This window comes from Escherichia sp. E14S1, from assembly GCF_004211995.1.
Classification (GTDB): domain Bacteria; phylum Pseudomonadota; class Gammaproteobacteria; order Enterobacterales; family Enterobacteriaceae; genus Escherichia.
This window is the reverse complement of record NZ_RHJQ01000010.1, coordinates 129,442-151,219: the sequence shown is the minus strand read 5'-3', so window position 1 is coordinate 151,219 and position 21,778 is coordinate 129,442. Positions and strand designations below refer to the sequence as shown.

At 50.8% G+C, this 21,778-nt stretch carries 19 protein-coding genes; 12 read left to right on the top strand and 7 right to left on the bottom strand.

All coding sequences use genetic code 11. The features are described 5' to 3' along the window. Positions 1 to 192: 192 nt before the first annotated feature. The 4 genes from kduI (at position 193) to D9734_RS12295 (ending at position 4,363) form a co-directional block, all read left to right on the top strand. Positions 193 to 1,029, top strand: a complete 837-nt coding sequence (gene kduI, locus D9734_RS12310) for a 5-dehydro-4-deoxy-D-glucuronate isomerase (protein WP_130207764.1) — start codon at positions 193 to 195, stop codon at positions 1,027 to 1,029. A 28-nt stretch (positions 1,030 to 1,057) separates the two neighbouring features. Further along, entirely contained in the window at positions 1,058 to 1,819 is a 762-nt protein-coding gene (gene kduD, locus D9734_RS12305) for a 2-dehydro-3-deoxy-D-gluconate 5-dehydrogenase KduD (RefSeq protein WP_130207762.1), read from the top strand. Positions 1,820 to 2,133: 314 nt separating this feature from the next. After that, positions 2,134 to 3,552, top strand: coding sequence for an arabinose-proton symporter AraE (gene araE, locus D9734_RS12300; protein ID WP_130207760.1), 1,419 nt, complete (start codon positions 2,134 to 2,136; stop codon positions 3,550 to 3,552). A gap of 118 nt (positions 3,553 to 3,670) precedes the next feature. Next, positions 3,671 to 4,363 (top strand): aspartate/glutamate racemase, encoded by a 693-nt coding sequence (locus tag D9734_RS12295; protein ID WP_130207758.1) that lies wholly within the window; start codon positions 3,671 to 3,673, stop codon positions 4,361 to 4,363. Between the two features lie 4 nt (positions 4,364 to 4,367). Here D9734_RS12295 and lysR read toward each other — a convergent pair whose 3' ends face one another. Beyond that, the gene (lysR, locus tag D9734_RS12290) at positions 4,368 to 5,285 is read right to left on the bottom strand and encodes a DNA-binding transcriptional regulator LysR (RefSeq protein WP_130207756.1); all 918 of its coding nucleotides are present in this window, start codon (positions 5,283 to 5,285) and stop codon (positions 4,368 to 4,370) included. Positions 5,286 to 5,406: 121 nt separating this feature from the next. Here lysR and lysA point away from each other — a divergent pair, with 121 nt between their 5' ends. Next, complete coding sequence (lysA, locus tag D9734_RS12285) at positions 5,407 to 6,669, top strand: diaminopimelate decarboxylase (RefSeq protein ID WP_130207754.1); 1,263 nt, start codon at positions 5,407 to 5,409, stop codon at positions 6,667 to 6,669. 6 nt (positions 6,670 to 6,675) lie between these two features. Here the strand turns inward: lysA and galR are convergent, their stop codons facing one another. Beyond that, the gene (gene galR, locus D9734_RS12280; protein ID WP_130207752.1) at positions 6,676 to 7,707 is read right to left on the bottom strand and encodes an HTH-type transcriptional regulator GalR; all 1,032 of its coding nucleotides are present in this window, start codon (positions 7,705 to 7,707) and stop codon (positions 6,676 to 6,678) included. A gap of 585 nt (positions 7,708 to 8,292) precedes the next feature. Here galR and aas point away from each other — a divergent pair. Next, entirely contained in the window at positions 8,293 to 10,452 is a 2,160-nt protein-coding gene (aas, locus tag D9734_RS12270) for a bifunctional acyl-ACP--phospholipid O-acyltransferase/long-chain-fatty-acid--ACP ligase (protein ID WP_130207748.1), read from the top strand. After that, positions 10,445 to 11,638, top strand: a complete 1,194-nt coding sequence (lplT, locus tag D9734_RS12265; RefSeq protein ID WP_130207746.1) for a lysophospholipid transporter LplT — start codon at positions 10,445 to 10,447, stop codon at positions 11,636 to 11,638. Before aas ends, lplT begins: the two co-directional genes overlap by 8 nt. Positions 11,639 to 11,676: 38 nt before the next feature. Here the strand turns inward: lplT and D9734_RS12260 are convergent, their stop codons facing one another. The 5 genes from D9734_RS12260 to mutH all read right to left on the bottom strand — a co-directional run bounded on the left by D9734_RS12260 (position 11,677) and on the right by mutH (position 16,462). Next, positions 11,677 to 13,332, bottom strand: a complete 1,656-nt coding sequence (locus D9734_RS12260; RefSeq protein WP_130207744.1) for a DUF4139 domain-containing protein — start codon at positions 13,330 to 13,332, stop codon at positions 11,677 to 11,679. A gap of 149 nt (positions 13,333 to 13,481) precedes the next feature. Continuing rightward, positions 13,482 to 14,522 (bottom strand): NADP(H)-dependent aldo-keto reductase, encoded by a 1,041-nt coding sequence (locus D9734_RS12255; RefSeq protein WP_130207742.1) that lies wholly within the window; start codon positions 14,520 to 14,522, stop codon positions 13,482 to 13,484. Between the two features lie 107 nt (positions 14,523 to 14,629). Next, positions 14,630 to 14,848, bottom strand: a complete 219-nt coding sequence (ygdR, locus tag D9734_RS12250) for a lipoprotein YgdR (protein WP_000758660.1) — start codon at positions 14,846 to 14,848, stop codon at positions 14,630 to 14,632. Positions 14,849 to 14,989: 141 nt separating this feature from the next. After that, positions 14,990 to 15,703 (bottom strand): TerC family protein, encoded by a 714-nt coding sequence (locus D9734_RS12245; protein WP_064529833.1) that lies wholly within the window; start codon positions 15,701 to 15,703, stop codon positions 14,990 to 14,992. 57 nt (positions 15,704 to 15,760) lie between these two features. Next, positions 15,761 to 16,462, bottom strand: coding sequence for a DNA mismatch repair endonuclease MutH (gene mutH / locus D9734_RS12240; RefSeq protein ID WP_130207740.1), 702 nt, complete (start codon positions 16,460 to 16,462; stop codon positions 15,761 to 15,763). A gap of 185 nt (positions 16,463 to 16,647) precedes the next feature. Here mutH and D9734_RS23720 point away from each other — a divergent pair, with 185 nt between their 5' ends. The 5 genes from D9734_RS23720 (at position 16,648) to thyA (ending at position 21,763) form a co-directional block, all read left to right on the top strand. Next, positions 16,648 to 16,794 (top strand): hypothetical protein, encoded by a 147-nt coding sequence (locus D9734_RS23720; RefSeq protein ID WP_276319965.1) that lies wholly within the window; start codon positions 16,648 to 16,650, stop codon positions 16,792 to 16,794. Positions 16,795 to 17,146: 352 nt separating this feature from the next. Continuing rightward, positions 17,147 to 17,677, top strand: a complete 531-nt coding sequence (rppH, locus tag D9734_RS12230) for an RNA pyrophosphohydrolase (RefSeq protein ID WP_130207736.1) — start codon at positions 17,147 to 17,149, stop codon at positions 17,675 to 17,677. Positions 17,678 to 17,689: 12 nt separating this feature from the next. Further along, entirely contained in the window at positions 17,690 to 19,936 is a 2,247-nt protein-coding gene (ptsP, locus tag D9734_RS12225; protein ID WP_130207734.1) for a phosphoenolpyruvate--protein phosphotransferase, read from the top strand. Between the two features lie 150 nt (positions 19,937 to 20,086). Beyond that, positions 20,087 to 20,962 carry a prolipoprotein diacylglyceryl transferase gene (gene lgt / locus D9734_RS12220; RefSeq protein ID WP_032239304.1) on the top strand — a complete coding sequence of 292 codons (876 nt, stop codon included), beginning with the start codon at positions 20,087 to 20,089 and terminating at the stop codon, positions 20,960 to 20,962. A gap of 6 nt (positions 20,963 to 20,968) precedes the next feature. Next, a complete protein-coding gene (gene thyA / locus D9734_RS12215) occupies positions 20,969 to 21,763 on the top strand; it encodes a thymidylate synthase (protein ID WP_000816232.1) in 795 nt (264 codons plus the stop codon). Positions 21,764 to 21,778 lie beyond the last annotated feature (15 nt).

Below are 21,778 nucleotides of genomic sequence, written 5' to 3'. Positions count from 1 at the left end.
TGAGTTTTGCCTTCACCTGACTTATTCGTGATCGACGCGACACTTTTCTCAATCCCTTATCTAAAAATGAAACAATGTTTTATTTTTGATTGAAAAGCGCACTGTGCAGGCATATCATCCTTTAAAGAATAAAACGAAACGATGTTTCACAATCGTTGTAATTTTACAGTTCAATGATTATCGGAGGTTGATGTGGACGTAAGACAGAGCATCCACAGTGCGCATGCAAAAACGCTGGATACACAGGGGCTGCGCAATGAATTTTTGGTTGAAAAGGTATTCGTCGCGGATGAGTACACGATGGTTTACAGCCACATTGACCGCATTATTGTTGGCGGCATTATGCCGGTAGCAAAAACGGTTTCTGTTGGCGGGGAAGTTGGAAAACAACTGGGCGTGAGCTACTTCCTGGAGCGTCGCGAGCTGGGCGTTATTAATATTGGCGGCGCTGGTACGATTACCGTCGATGGTCAATGCTACGAAATCGGTCACCGCGACGCTCTCTATGTTGGCAAAGGTGCAAAAGAAGTGGTCTTTGCCAGCATTGATAGTGCCACTCCGGCGAAGTTTTATTACAACTGCGCACCTGCTCATACGACGTATCCCACTAAAAAAGTGACCCCGGCTGAAGTCGCTCCGGTTACGCTGGGCGATAACATCACCAGTAATCGTCGCACAATTAACAAATATTTTGTGCCAGATGTGCTGGAAACCTGCCAGTTGAGCATGGGGCTAACGGAGCTGGCTCCGGGAAACCTGTGGAATACCATGCCATGCCACACCCACGAGCGTCGGATGGAAGTTTACTTCTATTTCAACATGGATGATGACGCCTGCGTTTTCCACATGATGGGGCAACCGCAAGAAACGCGTCACATTGTGATGCATAACGAGCAGGCAGTCATTTCCCCGAGTTGGTCTATCCACTCCGGCGTAGGGACCAAAGCTTATACCTTTATCTGGGGCATGGTCGGTGAAAACCAGGTCTTCGATGATATGGACCACGTTGCCGTTAAAGATCTGCGCTAGTTGCGGGCAAAATGAATAAGGTATTATCATGATTTTAAAAGAATTTTCTCTTGATGGTAAAGTCGCGGTAGTCACTGGCTGTGACACTGGACTGGGGCAGGGGATGGCGCTGGGACTGGCGCAAGCGGGCTGTGATATCGTCGGCATTAATATCGTTGAACCGACAGAAACCATTGAACAGGTCACGGCGCTGGGGCGTCGTTTTTTAAGCCTGAACGCCGATCTACGTCAGATTGATGGCATTCCTGCACTGCTGGATCGTGCAGTAGCAGAGTTCGGCCATATTGATATCCTGGTCAATAACGCCGGATTGATTCGCCGTGAAGATGCACTCGATTTCAGTGAAAAAGACTGGGACGATGTGATGAACCTGAACATCAAAAGTGTATTCTTCATGTCTCAGGCGGCGGCGAAACACTTCATCGCACAGGGCAACGGTGGCAAGATTATCAATATCGCATCCATGCTCTCATTCCAGGGCGGGATCCGCGTACCTTCGTATACCGCATCAAAAAGCGGCGTGATGGGCGTGACCCGTCTGATGGCGAACGAATGGGCAAAACATAACATCAACGTTAATGCGATTGCTCCGGGCTATATGGCGACCAACAATACCCAACAACTGCGGGCTGATGAACAGCGTAGTGCGGAAATTCTTGACCGCATCCCGGCAGGGCGTTGGGGATTGCCGAGCGATCTGATGGGGCCGGTGGTATTCCTTGCCTCGAGTGCTTCAGACTATGTGAATGGTTATACCATCGCCGTAGATGGCGGCTGGCTGGCGCGTTAAGTTATTCAATTCACTTTTATGGCCCTGCCGTATGGCAGGGTTTTTTATACCTGCAGATCATCATAATCCATATCTCGGTTATGAAATAATCCATATCAATTATCAATTAATAAATTTTATGAGTTTTATCTGCTTTAAAATTATGTAGTTAATAATAACGTCAATAATTTTACTTAATTTTAAAATTGGAATATCCATCACATAACCGCATGTCGTAGCAATTTAATCCATATTTATGCTAATTCCGACCTGACACCTGTATGAGTTGTTCACGTATTTTTTCACTATGTCTTATTCTCTGCTGGCAGGAAAAAATGGTGACTATCAATACGGAATCTGCTTTAACGCCGCGTCCTCTGCGAGATACGCGTCGTATGAATATGTTTGTTTCGGTAGCTGCTGCGGTCGCAGGATTGTTATTTGGTCTTGATATCGGGGTTATCGCCGGAGCGTTGCCGTTCATTACCGATCACTTTGTGCTAACCAGTCGATTACAGGAATGGGTGGTCAGTAGCATGATGCTCGGCGCGGCAATTGGTGCACTGTTCAATGGTTGGCTGTCGTTCCGCCTAGGGCGTAAATACAGTCTGATGGCAGGGGCTATCCTGTTTGTGCTCGGTTCGATAGGGTCGGCTTTTGCGACCAGCGTAGAAATGTTAATCGCCGCTCGTGTGGTGCTTGGTATTGCCGTGGGGATTGCTTCTTATACAGCTCCACTATACCTCTCTGAAATGGCGAGTGAAAACGTACGTGGCAAGATGATCAGTATGTACCAGTTGATGGTAACGCTGGGCATCGTGCTGGCGTTTTTATCCGACACGGCATTCAGCTATAGCGGTAACTGGCGTGCAATGTTAGGTGTTCTTGCCTTACCGGCAGTCCTGCTGATTATTCTGGTTGTTTTCCTGCCAAATAGCCCGCGCTGGCTGGCGGAGAAAGGGCGTCATATCGAGGCGGAAGAAGTGCTGCGTATGCTGCGCGATACATCAGAAAAAGCGCGAGAAGAACTTAACGAAATTCGTGAAAGCCTGAAATTAAAACAGGGCGGTTGGGCGCTGTTTAAAATCAACCGTAACGTCCGTCGCGCGGTGTTCCTCGGTATGTTGTTGCAGGCGATGCAACAATTTACCGGTATGAACATCATCATGTACTACGCGCCGCGTATCTTCAAAATGGCGGGCTTTACGACGACCGAACAGCAGATGATTGCGACTCTGGTCGTGGGGCTAACCTTTATGTTTGCTACTTTTATTGCGGTGTTTACGGTAGATAAAGCCGGGCGTAAACCGGCACTGAAAATTGGTTTCAGCGTGATGGCGTTAGGCACTCTGGTGCTGGGCTATTGCCTGATGCAGTTTGATAACGGTACGGCTTCCAGTGGTTTGTCCTGGCTCTCTGTTGGCATGACGATGATGTGTATTGCCGGTTATGCGATGAGCGCCGCGCCAGTGGTGTGGATCCTGTGCTCTGAAATTCAGCCGCTGAAATGCCGCGATTTTGGTATTACCTGTTCGACCACCACGAACTGGGTGTCGAACATGATTATCGGCGCGACCTTCCTGACGCTGCTCGACAGCATTGGTGCTGCCGGTACGTTCTGGCTCTACACCGCGCTGAACATTGCGTTTGTGGGCATTACCTTCTGGCTCATTCCGGAAACCAAGAATGTCACGCTGGAGCATATCGAACGTAAACTGATGGCAGGCGAGAAATTGAGAAATATCGGCATCTGATGTCTCTGGCCGGATGTGCTGTACATCTGGCCTTTTTTTCGCTAATAGAGATCGGGGGCCAGGCCGTTGAGTTCCTTATTCAGCCTTGCTGCATTAACTCACTAGTCAGGAGAAAGGAATGAAAACAATTGGTCTGCTAGGGGGGATGAGCTGGGAATCCACTATTCCTTACTATCGTCTGATAAATGAAGGCATTAAACAGCGACTTGGTGGGCTTCACTCTGCGCAAGTGCTGCTACATAGCGTTGATTTTCATGAAATAGAAGAGTGTCAACGTCGCGGGGAGTGGGATAAAGCAGGAGAAATTCTGGCTGAAGCGGCACTTGGCTTACAGCGGGCGGGGGCTGAAGGCATTGTGTTATGTACCAATACGATGCACAAAGTAGCGGATGCTATCGAATCCCGTTGTTCACTGCCTTTCTTACATATTGCGGATGCCACTGGACGTGCAATTACCCGTGCCGGAATAACTCGTGTGGCGCTGCTGGGGACACGCTACACCATGGAACAGGATTTTTATCGTGGGCGACTGGCGGCGCAATTTTCCATCGACTGTCTGATCCCTGAAGCGGATGAACGGGCGAAAATTAACCAGATTATTTTTGAAGAACTGTGTCTGGGGCATTTTAGCGAAACATCACGCACTTATTATGTGCAAGTGATTGCTCGCCTCGCAGAACAGGGCGCGCAGGGTGTCATTTTTGGCTGTACGGAAATTGGTTTGCTGGTGCCAGAAGAGCGCAGTGTTCTGCCTGTGTTTGATACTGCGGCTATTCATGCCGAGGATGCAGTAGCCTTTATGCTGTCGTAATTCACTACAAAATAGCCTCAAGAGCGGCAACCAGTTTTGGTAAACCGGTTTGTAAATGCTTGCTGAATGCCTGCACCAGTGCTGATGACGGACGATGTAGAGGGCGAATCAGGCTGACGGTGAAGGGAACCGCAATACTAAATCGCCGCACCACTAACCCACTTGCCGCATAATCCAGAGCGGTGAGTGGGTTAACTACCGAAACTCCCGCTCCCGCCCGTACCATCGCGCAGACTGACGCGGCGCTGTGGGTTTCTACTATCATGCGTCGTTTAACCTGATTCTCACTAAACAACTGATCCAACAGCTGGCGATAGCTGTCAGTACGGGAAAGGCTGATGTAGTTCTCACCGTGAAAATCTTCCGGTGTTAATACCTTTTTTACCGCCAGCGGATGGCCCGGCGGTAAAACACACACTTCGTCTAAAGACAGTAATTCGGTGCGTTCCGTACCCGCAGGCGTATGCAGCGTTTCGGTGAGCCCTAGATCATGACGCTGTGCCGAAAGCCACTCTTCAAGTAGCGGTGATTCCTGCGGGACAATGTTTAAGCTGACTTCAGGATAACGGGCCAGAAACGGTTGTAGCAGCGGCGGCAAAAAAGACTGCGAAAAGACCGGCAGGCAGGCAATAGACAGTTCTCCCTGGCGAAACTCGCGCAGACTTTCGGCGGCGCTGACGATGCGATCCAGCCCGTACCAGGAGCGCTGCACCTCTTCAAACAGACGCAGCCCTTGAACGGTAGGGTGTAATCGACCGCGTACGCGTTCAAACAGTTTCAACCCGATCACCTTTTCAAAGCGCGCCAGTTCGCGGCTGACGGTTGGCTGTGAAGTATGCAGCAGTTGTGCCGCCTCAGTCAGGCTTCCGGCGGTCATAACCGCATGAAAAATTTCAATATGACGTAAGTTAACGGCGGCCATTAGCATTCTCTCGCAATCCGGTAATCCATATCATTTTTGCATAGACTCGACACAAATCGATATTTTTTATTCTTTTTATGATGTGGCGTAATCATAAAAAAGCACTTATCTGGAGTTTGTTATGCCACATTCACTGTTCAGCACCGATACCGATCTCACCGCCGAAAATCTACTGCGTTTGCCCTCAGAATTTGGCTGCCCGGTGTGGGTTTACGATGCGCAAATTATTCGTCGGCAGATTGCAGCGCTGAAACAGTTTGATGTGGTGCGATTCGCGCAGAAAGCCTGTTCCAATATTCATATTTTGCGCTTAATGCGTGAGCAGGGTGTGAAAGTAGATTCCGTCTCATTGGGGGAAATCGAGCGTGCGCTGGCGGCGGGATATAATCCGCAAACGCATCCCGATGACATCGTCTTTACCGCGGATGTTATCGATCAGGCAACGCTTGAGCGCGTCAGTGAATTGCAAATTCCGGTGAATGCGGGGTCTGTTGATATGCTCGATCAACTGGGTCAGGTTTCGCCAGGACATCGGGTATGGCTGCGCGTTAACCCGGGGTTTGGTCACGGACACAGCCAAAAAACCAATACCGGTGGCGAAAATAGCAAGCACGGCATCTGGTATACCGATCTTCCGGCCGCGCTGGAAGTCATACAACGTCATCATATGCAATTGGTTGGCATTCACATGCACATCGGTTCTGGTGTTGATTATGCGCATCTGGAGCAGGTGTGTGGCGCGATGGTGCATCAGGTCATCGAATTCGGTCAGGATTTACAGGCTATTTCTGCGGGGGGCGGGCTTTCTGTTCCGTATCAGCAGGGAGAAGAGGCGGTTGATACTGAACATTATTATGGTCTGTGGCATGCTGCGCGTGAGCAAATCGCCCGCCATCTCGGTCACCCAGTGAAACTGGAAATCGAACCGGGCCGCTTCCTGGTAGCGCAGTCTGGTGTGTTAATTACCCAGGTGCGGAGCGTCAAACAAATGGGGAGTCGCCACTTTGTGCTGGTTGACGCTGGATTTAACGATCTGATGCGCCCGGCAATGTATGGCAGTTATCACCATATTAGCGCGCTGGCGGCTGATGGTCGCTCTCTTGAACATGCGCCAACGATGGAAACCGTTGTCGCAGGGCCATTATGTGAATCGGGCGATGTCTTTACCCAGCAGGAAGGGGGGAATGTCGAAACCCGTGCCTTACCGGAAGTGAAGGCTGGCGATTATCTGGTGCTGCATGATACCGGCGCATATGGTGCGTCAATGTCATCTAACTACAATAGTCGCCCACTGTTGCCAGAAGTTCTGTTTGATAATGGTCAGGCGCGGTTGATTCGCCGCCGCCAGACCATTGAGGAATTACTGGCGCTCGAGTTGCTTTAATCGCGGCTAGTCGCTGGCTGCGTTATGACTTGCATCCAGCGACGGTGTTGAAACTGAATGGCGACGTACCAGCGTAGGACTAAAAACGTTGGTGATTTCTGGCAGTGGGCGATTATCCGCCAGCGCCAATGCCAGTTCTGCAGCCTGGGTCGCCATTGTCACTATTGGGTAACGGACCGTGGTCAGCCGTGGGCGTACATAACGTGACACCAGCACATCATCAAAACCAATCAGCGAAATTTCACCTGGTACATCAATCCCATTGTCATTGAGCACGCCCATCGCGCCTGCCGCCATTGAGTCGTTATAACAAGCCACGGCGGTGAAATTTCTGCCTCTTCCCAACAGTTCTGTCATCGCCTGCTCGCCACCGCTTTCGTCCGGTTCGCCGAAAGTCACCAGCCGATCATTAGCCGGAATACCGCTTTCGGCAAGGGCATCGTAATACCCTCGCAGACGATCTTCGGCATCAGAAATAGAGTGGTTAGAGCAGAGATAACCAATGCGTGTATGACCCTGCTGAATTAAATGGCGCGTCGCCAGCCAGGCACCGTAGCGATCGTCCAGAGCGATACAACGACTCTCAAAACCCGGAAGGATCCGGTTGATTAACACCATGCCGGGTATTTGCTTCATCAATGAGGACAAATCGGCATCCGGGATCATTTTGGCATGGACGACCAGCGCGGCGCAGCGATGGCGAATCAACTGCTCAATGGCCTGGCGTTCTTTTTGTTCGTTGTGGTAACCGTTGCCAATTAATAAGAAATTACCGGTATGGTAAGCCACCTGTTCGACCGCTTTCACCATTGCACCGAAAAACGGATCGGAAACATCACCAACGACCAGGCCAACCGTTTCAGTGGTCTGTTGCGCCAACGCGCGGGCGTTAGCGTTCGGGTGATAACTCAGAGATTCCATTGCGCTATGCACAGCCAGACGAGAAGCTTCGCTGGCTTTTGGAGAGTTATTAATGACGCGGGAAACGGTGGCGACTGAAACGCCTGCCAGTCGGGCTACATCCTTAATGGTCGCCATGAAAATACCTTTGTGGGTAAACGCTTACATTCTGCCAGTGTTACGGAAAACGCCCGTTGGTTCAAGGGGCGTTGTGATTTCAGCGTGGGAAGTGTGCGCGAAGCGAGAATACGTAAGGAAAAAAAGAGATTGCAAACCTTTGGTTACACTTTGCGAAACGCTGTTGCGATTGACTGCTGGTGGCATTTGTCTACAGGTTGATAAAGTGGTGATCCCAGAGGTATTGATAGGTGAAGTCAACTTCGGGTTGAGCACATGAATTACACCAGCCTGCGCAGATGCGCAGGTTTTTTTTGCCTGTCGCAAATCTGTAACAGTAACCGACAATTTACACACCTCGTTGCATTTCCCTTCATTCCTTTGCTTTTTCTCGCTGGCGAAGCGTCGTCGTGCGGACCACAATCAAGATCCCAGAGGTATTGATTGGTGAGATTATTCGGTACGCTCTTCGTACCCTGTCTCTTGCACCAACCTGCGCGGATGCGCAGGTTTTTTTTCGCACCGACTTTACTGTCGCTCGAGCCCTTCATCTCGTGTAATCTCACCGCATTCGCATTTAATGAATAATGAGCAAAGGGAGTTGAAATGCTTTTTAGCTTTTTTCGAAATTTGTGCCTTGCTCTGTACCGCGTTCGCGTGACAGGTGACACCCAGGCGCTGAAGGGCGAGCGCGTTCTTATCACGCCCAATCACGTCTCTTTTATTGATGGCATTCTGTTGGCGCTATTTTTACCCGTTCGCCCAGTGTTTGCTGTTTACACCTCCATCAGCCAGCAGTGGTATATGCGTTGGTTGAAATCATTTATCGACTTCGTTCCTCTCGATCCGACACAGCCGATGGCAATCAAACATCTGGTTCGTTTGGTGGAACAAGGCCGTCCAGTAGTGATTTTCCCTGAGGGGCGCATCACGACCACCGGTTCGCTGATGAAAATTTACGATGGCGCCGGTTTTGTGGCGGCGAAGTCAGGCGCGACGGTTATTCCGGTGCGAATTGAAGGGGCGGAGCTTACGCACTTCAGTCGCTTGAAAGGTCTGGTTAAACGGCGCTTGTTCCCGCAAATTCATCTGCATATTTTGCCTCCCACGCAGGTGCCGATGCCAGATGCACCGCGCGCCCGTGACCGCCGTAAAATCGCGGGGGAAATGCTGCACCAAATTATGATGGAAGCGCGTATGGCGGTACGCCCACGTGAAACGCTGTACGAATCACTACTGAGCGCAATGTACCGTTTTGGGGCCAGGAAAAAGTGTGTCGAAGACGTCAACTTTACCCCAGATACCTATCGCAAGTTGCTCACTAAAACACTGTTTGTTGGTCGCATCCTCGAAAAATATAGCGTTGAAGGGGAAAGAATCGGCTTAATGCTGCCCAATGCAGGCATCAGTGCGGCAGTGATTTTTGGGGCCATCGCCCGTCGCCGTATTCCGGCAATGATGAACTACACCGCCGGGGTAAAAGGGCTGACCAGCGCCATTACGGCGGCTGAAATCAAAACTATCTTCACTTCTCGTCAGTTCCTCGACAAAGGCAAACTCTGGCATCTGCCGGAGCAGCTGACTCAGGTACGCTGGGTGTATCTGGAAGATTTAAAAGCGGATGTCACCACTGCCGACAAAGTGTGGATCTTCGCCCATCTGTTGATGCCGCGTCTGGCACAGGTAAAACAGCAACCAGAAGAAGAGGCGCTGATCCTCTTTACCTCCGGTTCTGAAGGCCATCCGAAAGGCGTCGTCCATAGCCATAAAAGCATTCTGGCGAACGTCGAGCAGATTAAAACGATTGCCGATTTCACCACCAACGATCGCTTTATGTCGGCGTTACCGCTGTTTCACTCCTTTGGTTTAACTGTTGGCCTGTTTACGCCCCTGCTGACGGGCGCAGAAGTCTTCCTTTACCCCAGTCCATTGCATTACCGCATTGTGCCTGAACTGGTGTACGACCGCAGTTGTACGGTGCTTTTCGGTACTTCGACCTTCCTTGGTCATTACGCGCGCTTCGCCAACCCGTATGACTTCTATCGTCTACGCTATGTGGTGGCTGGCGCGGAGAAACTACAAGAAAGCACCAAACGACTTTGGCAGGATAAATTTGGCCTGCGTATTCTTGAAGGCTACGGCGTGACTGAATGCGCGCCAGTGGTGTCCATCAACGTACCGATGGCAGCGAAACCTGGCACCGTCGGGCGTATTTTGCCGGGGATGGATGCACGTCTGCTGGCGGTTCCGGGTATTGAAGAAGGTGGTCGCCTGCAACTAAAAGGGCCGAACATAATGAACGGCTACCTGCGGGTGGAGAAACCAGGCGTGCTGGAAGTGCCAACGGCTGAGAACATCCATGGTGAAATGGAGCGCGGCTGGTATGACACTGGCGATATTGTGCGGTTTGATGAACAGGGATTTGTGCAGATTCAGGGGCGGGCAAAACGCTTCGCCAAAATTGCCGGAGAGATGGTTTCACTGGAAATGGTGGAACAACTGGCACTTGGTGTTTCGCCAGATAAAGTCCATGCCACCGCGATTAAGAGCGACGCCAGTAAAGGCGAGGCGCTGGTATTGTTCACTACAGACAGCGAACTGACGCGCGATAAACTACAGCAATACGCCCGCGAGCACGGCGTACCGGAACTTGCCGTACCGCGTGACATTCGCTATCTGAAGCAGATGCCATTACTGGGCAGCGGCAAGCCTGACTTTGTCACGTTGAAAAGTTGGGTAGACGAAGCGGAAAAACACGATGAGTGAGTCAGTGCACACTAACACTTCGCTATGGTCGAAGGGAATGAAAGCAGTTATTGCCGCGCAGTTTCTCTCTGCGTTTGGCGATAACGCGCTGCTGTTTGCCACTCTGGCGCTACTGAAAGCTCAGTTCTACCCGGACTGGAGTCAGCCAATCCTGCAAATGGTGTTTGTGGGCGCTTACATTCTTTTTGCGCCATTTGTCGGTCAAGTGGCGGATAGCTTTGCGAAAGGCCGGGTAATGATGTTTGCCAACGGCCTTAAGTTGCTGGGGGCTGCCAGTATCTGTTTTGGCATTAATCCGTTTCTCGGTTATACGCTGGTGGGCGTCGGTGCAGCGGCTTATTCTCCGGCGAAATACGGTATTCTTGGCGAGTTAACAACCGGTAATCAGTTAGTGAAGGCTAACGGCTTGATGGAAGCCTCCACTATTGCGGCGATTTTGCTCGGCTCCGTAGCCGGTGGCGTGCTGGCGGACTGGCATGTTCTTGCCGCGCTGGCGGCCTGTGCGCTGGCTTATGCTGGCGCGGTAGCTGCAAATCTCTATATTCCGAAACTGGCGGCGGCGCGTCCGGGACAGTCGTGGAATCTCATCAACATGGCCCGCAGCTTTATCTCTGCTTGCGCCGTATTATGGCACAACGGTCAAACACGATTTTCGCTGGTGGGAACCAGTTTATTCTGGGGCGCGGGTGTCACGTTGCGTTTCCTGTTGGTGCTGTGGGTGCCGGTGGCGCTGGGCATTACCGATAACGCGACCCCGACCTACCTCAACGCGATGGTAGCGATTGGCATCGTGGTTGGTGCGGGGGCGGCAGCAAAACTGGTCACCCTGGAAACCGTATCACGCTGCATGCCAGCCGGCATTTTGATTGGCGTGGTGGTGCTGATTTTCTCCCTGCAACACGAACTGCTGCCAGCCTATGCCTTGTTGATGTTGATTGGCGTACTTGGAGGCTTTTTTGTGGTACCGCTCAATGCATTATTACAGGAGCGAGGCAAAAAAAGCGTCGGGGCGGGGAATGCGATTGCAGTACAGAATCTCGGCGAAAACAGCGCCATGCTGCTGATGTTGGGAATTTACTCGCTGGCAGTAATGGTAGGCATCCCAGTCGTGCCCATAGGCATTGGCTTTGGTGCGCTGTTTGCGCTGGCAATAACGGCGCTGTGGATCTGGCAACGCCGTCATTAATCTTTTGCCAGATGGCACATTCAGCCATCTGGCGAAGGTCACATTCCCGAAGGGTGCATACCTTTCGGATACTTCACGCTGTAAGAGAATGGCAGACTCACGTTCTCTTTGCCTGACAGTTTCAGCGTCCAGGTCAGTTCACCCGTTTTTGCATCAAACTGCGCCTGCCCGTACTGCATTTTTTCTACCGTAATATCACTATTAGCACTGACTGGGATCTGGTCGAGCAGAGTAATATCCACCGCTTCGCCGTAGCTGTTCTTCACATTAAGGGTGTAACTGAAGTTACGTATTGCGCTGTCATTAAAGATAGATAACGCATTCTCTTTTTTGAGTGCGGCTTTACGCTGAATAATCAACTTAGGATCGCGGTTAAGCTGAATATCCAGCGACTTGCCATCTTCCGGCGGCTGTAAATAACCCACGCCGGTACGGTTATTGCCAAAGAAGATCTGACTTTCGCCGGGGATTAAATTTAACTGTTCCCACTCTTTAATTTGCACCTGGAGCCAGGCGTCATTACTGATCTTTGGAATAGCAAAGAAGCGATATTTACCGTTGACTGACTCTTCCTTAATGACCACCGTGCGCGCGGTATTATCGCTGTCGATTTGCCACGGCAGCGAAAGTGCATAGCGAACATTTTGCGCGATGAAACTTTCTGGTTGCGGTGAAACGGGCGCTGCCGATGCCGCATACATGCGCCCGGCTCGTTGCTCCCTTGTTTTTTGCATCTCTGCCCCCAGGGCTTTCTGCAATTCTGAGGCATCCTGGTCAGACGAATTTTCCGAACGCTGTTTCATCACAGGTGATGCTGAAAGCGAGCCGTTTACACTTCCATACTCCGGAACATCCACATACTGGGGTTCCAGTTGCGGCAAGGTGAGGTGAGTATCAGGTTCATTGGTCGAGAGCACGAGATTAACGTTTTTCCATGTAAGCCCGGTGTACTGGCGAATATTAGCCTTGTAAACCAGACGCAGCGGCTGGTTTATGGCCGTGGCGTGAATATCATAGAGCGGCGTCCATGTAGCATCAGGGGTCATATAACGCACCACCGCTTTCGCAGTGACGGCTTTTGGGACATATACCTTAGCGATGATAACCTGCGGATCATTGGCAGCTTCTGAATCGCCGTTACTCATGCTCTCGCGTTGCTCCAGCTTTTCAATTTCCAGCTGGTTATCAGCAAGTTTCTGCGTCAGTTCATTGTCAACACGTAATAGCTCACCATTTTTCTCTTTCATCATCTGCAGATACTTGCCAACTTCGGCGGCACTTTTATTTGTTAATGTGCTATTTGCCTCTAATACCTTAATTTGAGCCGCGATATTGTCTTTCTCGGCGGTCAGTTTTGCCTGTTCCTGTCTGGCAGCTTTTAACTGTTGCTGAATATCTGACGGCAGCGTATTCGGTTGTGTTCCCTGTAACTCAATACGTGAGGAAAGCACAGTCACTCCGTTATCGATAGAGATGGCGATGCTGTCGTCGGTTACCGAATTGGCGATATTAGTGAAGATAATTTCGCTTTCTCCGGCTGGTAAATTAAGTGTCTCTTCACCTTGCAGGCTGGCACCATGCAGATAAACCGTGACGTCTTTCAGCGTTAACGGTTGGGTTAATTGCGCACCCCAAACGGAAGAAACGCAACCGACAAACAGCATAGCGAGAGGAAGTGGTCTTAGAATCAACATGGTTATCCTTAACAAGCATTGAAACGCGCGCTGGCGTTGACCGAAAGAGTCTATTGCGCTTTGTCAGGAGAGAGGCGGCGAAAAGTAGTGAATATATTCTGAAAAAGTTGTGACAAGAGATGCCTGGCGCAGAACGCCAGGCGGAAGATTTAAGGTGCCGGATAAGTATAAACCTGATGCACTGCTTCAATTTCTGACAACACGTCTTCGCTTAACTCCAGATGCAAACTTTCGACGTTAGTTTTCAGCTGTTCCATCGTTGTTGCGCCCAGCAGAGTGCTGGCAACAAACGGTTGACGACGCACAAAGGCCAGCGCCATCTGAGCAGGATCCAGACCATGACGTTTGGCGATATCAACATACGCCGCGACGGCTTTTTGCGTTTGCTCACCGCTGTAGCGAGTGAAGCGGCTAAAGAGTGTATTGCGCGCGCCAGCCGGTTTTGCGCCGTTGAGATATTTCCCGCTCAACGTGCCAAAACCAAGACACGAATAAGCCAGTAACTCGACGCCTTCATATTGGCTGACTTCCGCCAGACCCACTTCAAAGCTGCGATTTAACAAGCTGTAGGGGTTTTGAATGGTGACGATACGCGGCAGGTCGTGTTTATCCGCGAGATGTAAATAGCGCATTACGCCAAATGCGGTTTCATTCGACACGCCGATATAACGAATTTTCCCCGCGCGTTGGTACTCTGCCAGTGCGTCCAGCGTATCCAGCAGAGAGACCGCGGGTGCGGAATCAGTCCAGCTATAACCGAGCTTGCCAAAGCAATTGGTCGGGCGCTGTGGCCAGTGCACCTGATAGAGATCGAGATAATCAGTCTGCAGACGCTTGAGGCTGTCATGCAGAGCTTCGCGGATATTCTTCCTGTCCAGCGCCTGATCCGGGCGGATCCCCTTGTCATTATTACGCGACGGTCCGCTCACTTTGGAGGCGATAATTAACTTTTCGCGGTTGCCATGTTTTGCCAGCCAGTTACCGACATAGGTCTCGGTTAACCCCTGAGTTTCGGGGCGTGGCGGTACCGGGTACATCTCGGCAACGTCGATAAGGTTAATGCCCTGAGCAACGGCATAGTCGAGTTGTGCATGGGCGTCGGCTTCGCTGTTCTGTTCACCAAACGTCATCGTGCCAAGCCCCAGCGTGCTGACTTCCAGCGAGCTGTGGGGTATACGGTGATATTGCATAGCCGTTTCCTTTTTATAATCACGACATAAGGAATATAAAAATGGCAGAGGGAAGGGAAAAGGGAAAGAGAAAAATCTTAAGGCCAGCCGGATGCTGACCTTATTTTTTAACGTTCAATAATTTGCGAAACATCATCACGGTTTATTTGCATCGCGTTACCTTGCTGATCGTGATAACTCACCAGCCCGGTGTCATCATCAATTTCCGGTTTTCCATCTGTCAAAATCATACGGCCATCTTTGGTCGCCATGACGTAATCACTGGAACAGCCGGAAACGGCAAATGCCAGTCCGACTGCAGAAATTAATACTGCCCATTTTTTCATCCGGTCATCCTCACCTATTTTGCCCATTAATGATAATAGACTGTTTATAATCTGACGTTATACATCATGAAAGCAGGAAAATCTTAAACTGTGAGGAGGAGAGCTGGCCGAACGCTCTCCCGCAGGAGAGCGAACGGAATATCAGAGCGGATTCTTTTTGTTGCGAATCAGGTTGAGGCTTTCAACCGCAATAGAGAAGAACATCGCGAAGTAGATGTAACCTTTCGGTACGTGGATATCGAAACTTTCCAGAATCAGGGTAAAGCCCACCAGAATCAGGAAAGAGAGCGCCAGCATTTTTACCGAAGGGTGGCGTTCGACAAAATCACCAATCGAGCGCGCGGCGAACATCATCACGCCTACGGCAATTACCACTGCTGCCATCATTATGAATAAGTGATCTGACAGGCCCACAGCGGTAATCACCGAGTCGAGGCTGAAAATAATATCCAGCAGCATAATCTGCACGATAGCGCCGAGGAATGATGAAACGCGAGTTTTCAACCCTTCTTCTTCGCCTTCAATGGATTCGTGGATTTCCTTGCTGGCTTTCCAGATAAGGAACAGACCGCCGAGTAACAAAATTAAATCGCGAGCGGAAATTTCCTGACTGAATATTGTAAAAAGCGGATTCGTCAGACGTGTGACCCAGGCAATAGACGCCAGCAGCGCCAGACGCATGACCATCGCCGCTGCCAAACCCAGACGCCGCGCGTGGCCACGTTGTGCTGTAGGTAGTTTTGCCACCACCAGCGAGAGGAAAATAATATTATCGATCCCAAGAACGATCTCCAGCAGCGTCAGCGTACCGAGCGCAAGCCAGGCGTTAGGATCGGTTACCCATGCAAATAACATCAAACAAAGCCCTGCCAAAAAAATGAAGCGGTAATTATATGCCCGGAATGCGGCAGGTCAAAGCGATGGGTGCTGGATCAAAAAATGACGAGCCAATAGCGCACTGGTGAAATTCTTCTTTAAATAAAAGCCGCGTGGCAGTGTCAGAATCGGTTCACCCTGGGCGCCAATGGCTTCGGTGAGCGCTTTCGCATTCGCCGCTTTAGGTCTTATCTGTAAATATTCCCCGTGACGAGCGGTAATTCTTTCAACCTGACCAAGAACAATCATATCCATCAATTCTTCCCAGTCTTCGCGTAACTGCCGTTCCTCTTCGTCATTTGGACTCCACAGTAATGGTGACCCTACGCGCCGCTGCGCCAGAGGAATACTGCGCTCGCCTTCTACAGGTATCCACAGCACGCGTTTTAACTTGTGACGTACATGGCTGGTTTCCCAGGTGACGCCGCTATTGCCGGTTAAAGGCGCCACGCAAACGAAAGTGGTTTCCAGAGGACGGCCAAGGCTATCCACAGGAATCGTTTTTAGCTCTACGCCCAGGGCCGCAAAATCTTGTTCAGGTTTACTGCCCGCGCTGGCGCCAAGCCAAATTTCCAGCAACACGCCTATCCAGCCTTTATCGCGCTTTAAATTCTCCGGTGCAACCAGCCCGGCAAGTGCCGCCAGCTCACCCAATGTGTAACCGGAAAGTTGCTGTGCTTGCGCAAATAACTGCGCTTCAGTTTCTGGTGGAGAGAGCAATGGGCGAGGCTGGAGCATGGTGTTATACCTTGATTAAAAATTGAGCAGCAATTTTATACCGGATATACCAAGTGTAACTTTTTCCACGCGTGTTATTCAATTGCATGATTTATATTGCTTTTTAGGTTTCAGATAACCACGTTGCGCAACGTATGTGGAGGTTTTCCAAATCTGGTCACTGAAAATAAACAGGATCTTACACCATGTTATCCACAGAAAGCTGGGATAACTGTGAAAAACCCTCACTACTGTTTCCATTTACAGCCTTGACGTGCGACGAAACTCCAATTTTTAGTGATGCGGTGCTTAACTTATTGGCACATTCTGTGGATAAATACGACATTGGTTGATTTTTCACCACCTCGTATACAGTGAGTGTGATACAGGTCACGATTTTACCTGTTTGGTAGCGATTTAAGCACCTAGTTCATTGATTAGTAACTATTATTTTGTAATGCCTGAATCAGGGTTGTTCAGAATGCTCTGGGTTTTCCCGCAGTAATTCCGTACTTCTTCACAACTCTATCCACAGAAAAGGTGAATAAAAACGGTGATGTTCCCCCTCTGCTGTTTATAACTCTGCACTTAACTGTGAGTTATTCAATTGTTATTAGTGTGTAATGCCTTGCAGAGAGTGGTTTACCGCCTTCCAGGAGTATGAAACAATCATTCGCATATAAAGTTTTATTTTGAGGTAGTCCGGTGATTGATGACGATGGCTACCGCCCAAACGTAGGTATCGTGATTTGTAATCGTCAGGGGCAAGTAATGTGGGCCCGTCGATTTGGTCAGCACTCCTGGCAATTTCCGCAAGGCGGAATTAACCCCGGAGAATCCGCAGAACAGGCGATGTACCGTGAATTGTTTGAAGAAGTAGGATTAAGCCGCAAAGACGTTCGAATCCTTGCTTCAACGCGTAACTGGTTGCGCTACAAATTACCAAAACGTTTGGTGCGTTGGGACACGAAGCCGGTGTGTATCGGCCAAAAACAAAAATGGTTTCTCTTGCAGCTGGTGAGCGGCGATGCGGAAATCAATATGCAAACCAGCAGTACACCAGAGTTTGACGGCTGGCGTTGGGTAAGTTACTGGTATCCGGTCAGACAGGTGGTGTCATTTAAACGTGATGTCTACCGCAGGGTAATGAAAGAGTTTGCGAGTGTTGTGATGGCGCTACAGGACAATACGCCTAAACCACAAAACGCATCTACTTATCGACGTAAAAGAGGTTAAGTCACGCCAATTATGCTCACTCGCCTGCGCGAAATAGTCGAAAAGGTAGCCAGTGCTCCCCGCCTTAACGAGGCGTTGAATATTCTGGTTACCGACATCTGTCTTGCGATGGATACCGAAGTCTGTTCGGTCTACCTGGCCGATCACGACCGACGTTGTTACTACCTGATGGCGACTCGGGGGCTGAAAAAACCGCGAGGTCGCACCGTAACGCTCGCGTTTGATGAAGGGATCGTCGGCCTGGTTGGCAGGCTGGCGGAACCGATAAACCTTGCGGATGCGCAAAAACACCCCAGCTTCAAATATGTCCCCTCCGTAAAAGAAGAGCGTTTCCGTGCTTTCTTAGGCGTTCCGATTATTCAGCGTCGCCAATTGCTTGGCGTGCTGGTGGTGCAGCAACGAGAGCTACGCCAGTACGATGAAAGCGAAGAATCCTTTCTGGTGACGCTCGCCACCCAGATGGCGGCCATTCTTTCCCAGTCGCAGTTGACTGCCTTATTCGGACAATATCGCCAGACGCGAATCCGCGCATTACCGGCTGCACCCGGCGTGGCGATTGCCGAAGGTTGGCAGGATGCCACTTTACCCTTAATGGAACAGGTGTATCAGGCATCAACGCTGGATCCAGCGCTGGAACGTGAGCGCCTGACCGGAGCGCTGGAAGAGGCAGCTAACGAATTTCGTCGTTACAGCAAACGCTTTGCTGCCGGGGCGCAGAAAGAAACTGCGGCCATTTTCGATCTTTACTCGCACCTGCTTTCTGACACCCGTCTGCGTCGCGAACTGTTTGCCGAGGTGGATAAGGGCTCGGTCGCAGAGTGGGCTGTGAAAACGGTCATTGAAAAATTTGCTGAACAGTTTGCCGCGCTAAGTGATAACTATCTCAAAGAGCGCGCTGGCGATTTACGCGCGCTGGGCCAGCGGTTGCTGTTTCACCTTGATGATGCAAATCAGGGGCCGAACGCCTGGCCGGAACGTTTCATTCTGGTGGCAGATGAATTGTCGGCGACGACCCTTGCGGAGTTGCCCCAGGATCGCTTAGTCGGCGTCGTCGTACGCGATGGTGCGGCCAACTCCCATGCGGCGATTATGGTGCGCGCGCTGGGTATTCCTACCGTGATGGGGGCGGACATTCAACCTTCAGTGCTGCATCATCGGACGCTGATTGTTGATGGTTATCGCGGGGAATTACTGGTCGACCCGGAACCGGTGTTGCTACAAGAATACCAACGGCTAATTAGCGAAGAAAATGAGCTAAGCCGGCTGGCGGAAGATGACGTCAATTTACCCGCACAGTTAAAAAGCGGTGAGCGCATTAAAGTCATGCTCAATGCGGGTTTAAGCCCGGAACATGAAGAAAAACTGGGCAGTCGCATTGATGGTATCGGCCTTTATCGCACTGAAATTCCTTTCATGTTGCAAAGCGGTTTCCCGTCGGAAGAAGAGCAGGTGGCGCAATATCAGGGCATGTTGCAAATGTTCAATGATAAGCCTGTCACGCTGCGCACGCTGGATGTTGGTGCTGATAAGCAACTGCCTTACATGCCTATCAGCGAAGAGAATCCATGTCTGGGTTGGCGTGGGATCCGCATTACGCTCGATCAGCCGGAGATCTTTTTGATCCAGGTGCGGGCGATGCTGCGTGCTAATGCAGCAACGGGCAACCTGAACATCTTATTGCCGATGGTCACAAGCCTCGATGAAGTTGACGAAGCACGCCGCCTGATTGAACGTGCCGGACGTGAAGTCGAGGAGATGATCGGCTATGCGATCCCGAAACCGCGGATCGGTATCATGCTGGAAGTGCCATCGATGGTGTTTATGTTGCCTCACCTGGTAAACCGGGTCGATTTTATCTCTGTTGGCACCAACGATCTGACTCAATACATTCTGGCTGTTGATCGTAACAACACGCGAGTTGCGAACATTTATGACAGCCTGCATCCTGCGATGTTACGTGCGCTGGCAATGATCGCCCGGGAAGCGGAAACGCAAGGAATAGATCTCCGTTTGTGTGGCGAAATGGCGGGAGATCCTATGTGCGTAGCAATCCTCATTGGGCTTGGGTATCGCCATCTGTCTATGAACGGGCGTTCTGTTGCGCGCGTAAAATATTTGCTGCGGCGCATTGATTTTGCCGAAGCAGAAAACCTTGCGCAGCGCAGCCTGGAAGCACAACTGGCGACTGAAGTTCGTCATCAGGTTGCGGCATTTATGGAGCGTCGCGGCATGGGTGGGCTGATTCGCGGGGGGCTATAGCGCGGATCGTATACATATCTTTTAACGGTATCCGGCAACCAGCCTGGTCCCCTTGTGCTATTATTCGCACCTTTGGAGCGCCTGGAACCTGCGGCGCGCATTTCAATCGCTGTTCTCTTTCAGCGAAATAACAAGAACTTGTGGTGACAGATGACCAGTAGCTATCTGCATTTTCCGGAATTCGATCCGGTCATTTTCTCAATAGGACCCGTTGCGCTTCACTGGTACGGCCTGATGTATCTGGTAGGTTTCATTTTTGCGATGTGGCTGGCAACACGTCGGGCGAACCGTCCGGGGAGCGGCTGGACCAAAAATGAAGTTGAAAACTTACTCTATGCGGGTTTCCTTGGCGTTTTCCTTGGCGGACGTATTGGGTATGTTCTGTTCTACAACTTCCCGCAGTTTATGGCCGATCCGCTGTATCTGTTCCGTGTCTGGGACGGCGGCATGTCCTTCCACGGCGGCCTGATTGGCGTGATTGTGGTGATGATTATCTTCGCCCGCCGCACCAAACGTTCCTTCTTCCAGGTCTCTGATTTTATCGCACCGCTTATTCCGTTTGGTCTTGGCGCCGGGCGTCTGGGCAACTTTATTAACGGTGAATTGTGGGGCCGCGTTGACCCGAACTTCCCGTTTGCCATGCTGTTCCCGGGTTCCCGTACCGAAGATATTCTGTTGCTGCAAAACAATCCGCAGTGGCAGTCCATTTTTGATACTTACGGCGTGCTGCCTCGCCACCCGTCACAGTTGTACGAACTGCTGCTGGAAGGTGTGGTGCTGTTTATTATCCTCAACTTGTATATTCGTAAACCGCGCCCGATGGGGGCCGTGTCTGGCTTGTTCCTGATTGGCTACGGCGCGTTTCGCATCATTGTTGAGTTTTTCCGCCAGCCCGACGCGCAGTTTACCGGTGCCTGGGTGCAGTACATCAGCATGGGGCAAATTCTTTCCATCCCGATGATCGTCGCGGGTGTGATCATGATGGTCTGGGCATATCGTCGCAGCCCACAGCAACACGTTTCCTGAGGAACCATGAAACAGTATTTAGAACTGATGCAAAAAGTGCTCGACGAAGGCACACAGAAAAACGACCGTACCGGAACCGGAACGCTTTCCATTTTTGGTCATCAGATGCGTTTTAACCTGCAGGATGGATTCCCGCTGGTGACAACCAAACGTTGCCACCTGCGTTCCATCATCCACGAACTACTGTGGTTCCTGCAGGGCGACACCAACATTGCTTATCTGCACGAAAACAATGTCACCATCTGGGACGAATGGGCTGATGAAAACGGTGACCTCGGCCCGGTATATGGCAAACAGTGGCGCGCCTGGCCAACGCCGGATGGACGTCATATTGACCAGATAACCACAGTGCTGAACCAGTTGAAAAACGACCCGGATTCCCGCCGCATTATTGTTTCGGCGTGGAACGTGGGGGAACTGGATAAAATGGCACTGGCTCCATGCCATGCGTTTTTCCAGTTCTATGTCGCAGACGGCAAACTCTCTTGCCAGCTTTATCAACGCTCCTGTGACGTCTTCCTGGGGCTGCCGTTTAACATCGCCAGCTATGCGTTACTGGTGCATATGATGGCGCAGCAGTGCGATCTTGAAGTGGGTGATTTTGTCTGGACCGGTGGCGACACGCACCTGTACAGCAACCATATGGATCAAACCCATCTGCAATTAAGTCGCGAACCGCGTCCGCTGCCGAAGCTGATTATTAAACGTAAACCCGAATCCATCTTCGACTACCGTTTCGAAGACTTTGAGATTGAAGGCTACGATCCGCATCCGGGCATTAAAGCGCCGGTGGCTATCTAATTACGAAACATCCTG

Bases quoted from the DNA above. Each gene is read 5' to 3' on its own strand.
- lysA (WP_130207754.1), top strand. From the start codon at position 5,407: ATGCCACATTCACTGTTCAGCACCGATACCGATCTCACCGCCGAAAAT.
- lplT (WP_130207746.1), top strand. From the start codon at position 10,445: ATGAGTGAGTCAGTGCACACTAACACTTCGCTATGGTCGAAGGGAATG.
- D9734_RS12255 (WP_130207742.1), bottom strand. From the start codon at position 14,522: ATGCAATATCACCGTATACCCCACAGCTCGCTGGAAGTCAGCACGCTG.
- lysR (WP_130207756.1), bottom strand. From the start codon at position 5,285: ATGGCCGCCGTTAACTTACGTCATATTGAAATTTTTCATGCGGTTATG.
- D9734_RS12245 (WP_064529833.1), bottom strand. From the start codon at position 15,703: ATGTTATTTGCATGGGTAACCGATCCTAACGCCTGGCTTGCGCTCGGT.
- lgt (WP_032239304.1), top strand. From the start codon at position 20,087: ATGACCAGTAGCTATCTGCATTTTCCGGAATTCGATCCGGTCATTTTC.
- D9734_RS23720 (WP_276319965.1), top strand. From the start codon at position 16,648: ATGTTATCCACAGAAAGCTGGGATAACTGTGAAAAACCCTCACTACTG.
- ygdR (WP_000758660.1), bottom strand. From the start codon at position 14,848: ATGAAAAAATGGGCAGTATTAATTTCTGCAGTCGGACTGGCATTTGCC.
- D9734_RS12260 (WP_130207744.1), bottom strand. From the start codon at position 13,332: ATGTTGATTCTAAGACCACTTCCTCTCGCTATGCTGTTTGTCGGTTGC.
- thyA (WP_000816232.1), top strand. From the start codon at position 20,969: ATGAAACAGTATTTAGAACTGATGCAAAAAGTGCTCGACGAAGGCACA.
- galR (WP_130207752.1), bottom strand. From the start codon at position 7,707: ATGGCGACCATTAAGGATGTAGCCCGACTGGCAGGCGTTTCAGTCGCC.
- kduD (WP_130207762.1), top strand. From the start codon at position 1,058: ATGATTTTAAAAGAATTTTCTCTTGATGGTAAAGTCGCGGTAGTCACT.
- ptsP (WP_130207734.1), top strand. From the start codon at position 17,690: ATGCTCACTCGCCTGCGCGAAATAGTCGAAAAGGTAGCCAGTGCTCCC.
- araE (WP_130207760.1), top strand. From the start codon at position 2,134: ATGGTGACTATCAATACGGAATCTGCTTTAACGCCGCGTCCTCTGCGA.
- mutH (WP_130207740.1), bottom strand. From the start codon at position 16,462: ATGCTCCAGCCTCGCCCATTGCTCTCTCCACCAGAAACTGAAGCGCAG.
- aas (WP_130207748.1), top strand. From the start codon at position 8,293: ATGCTTTTTAGCTTTTTTCGAAATTTGTGCCTTGCTCTGTACCGCGTT.
- D9734_RS12295 (WP_130207758.1), top strand. From the start codon at position 3,671: ATGAAAACAATTGGTCTGCTAGGGGGGATGAGCTGGGAATCCACTATT.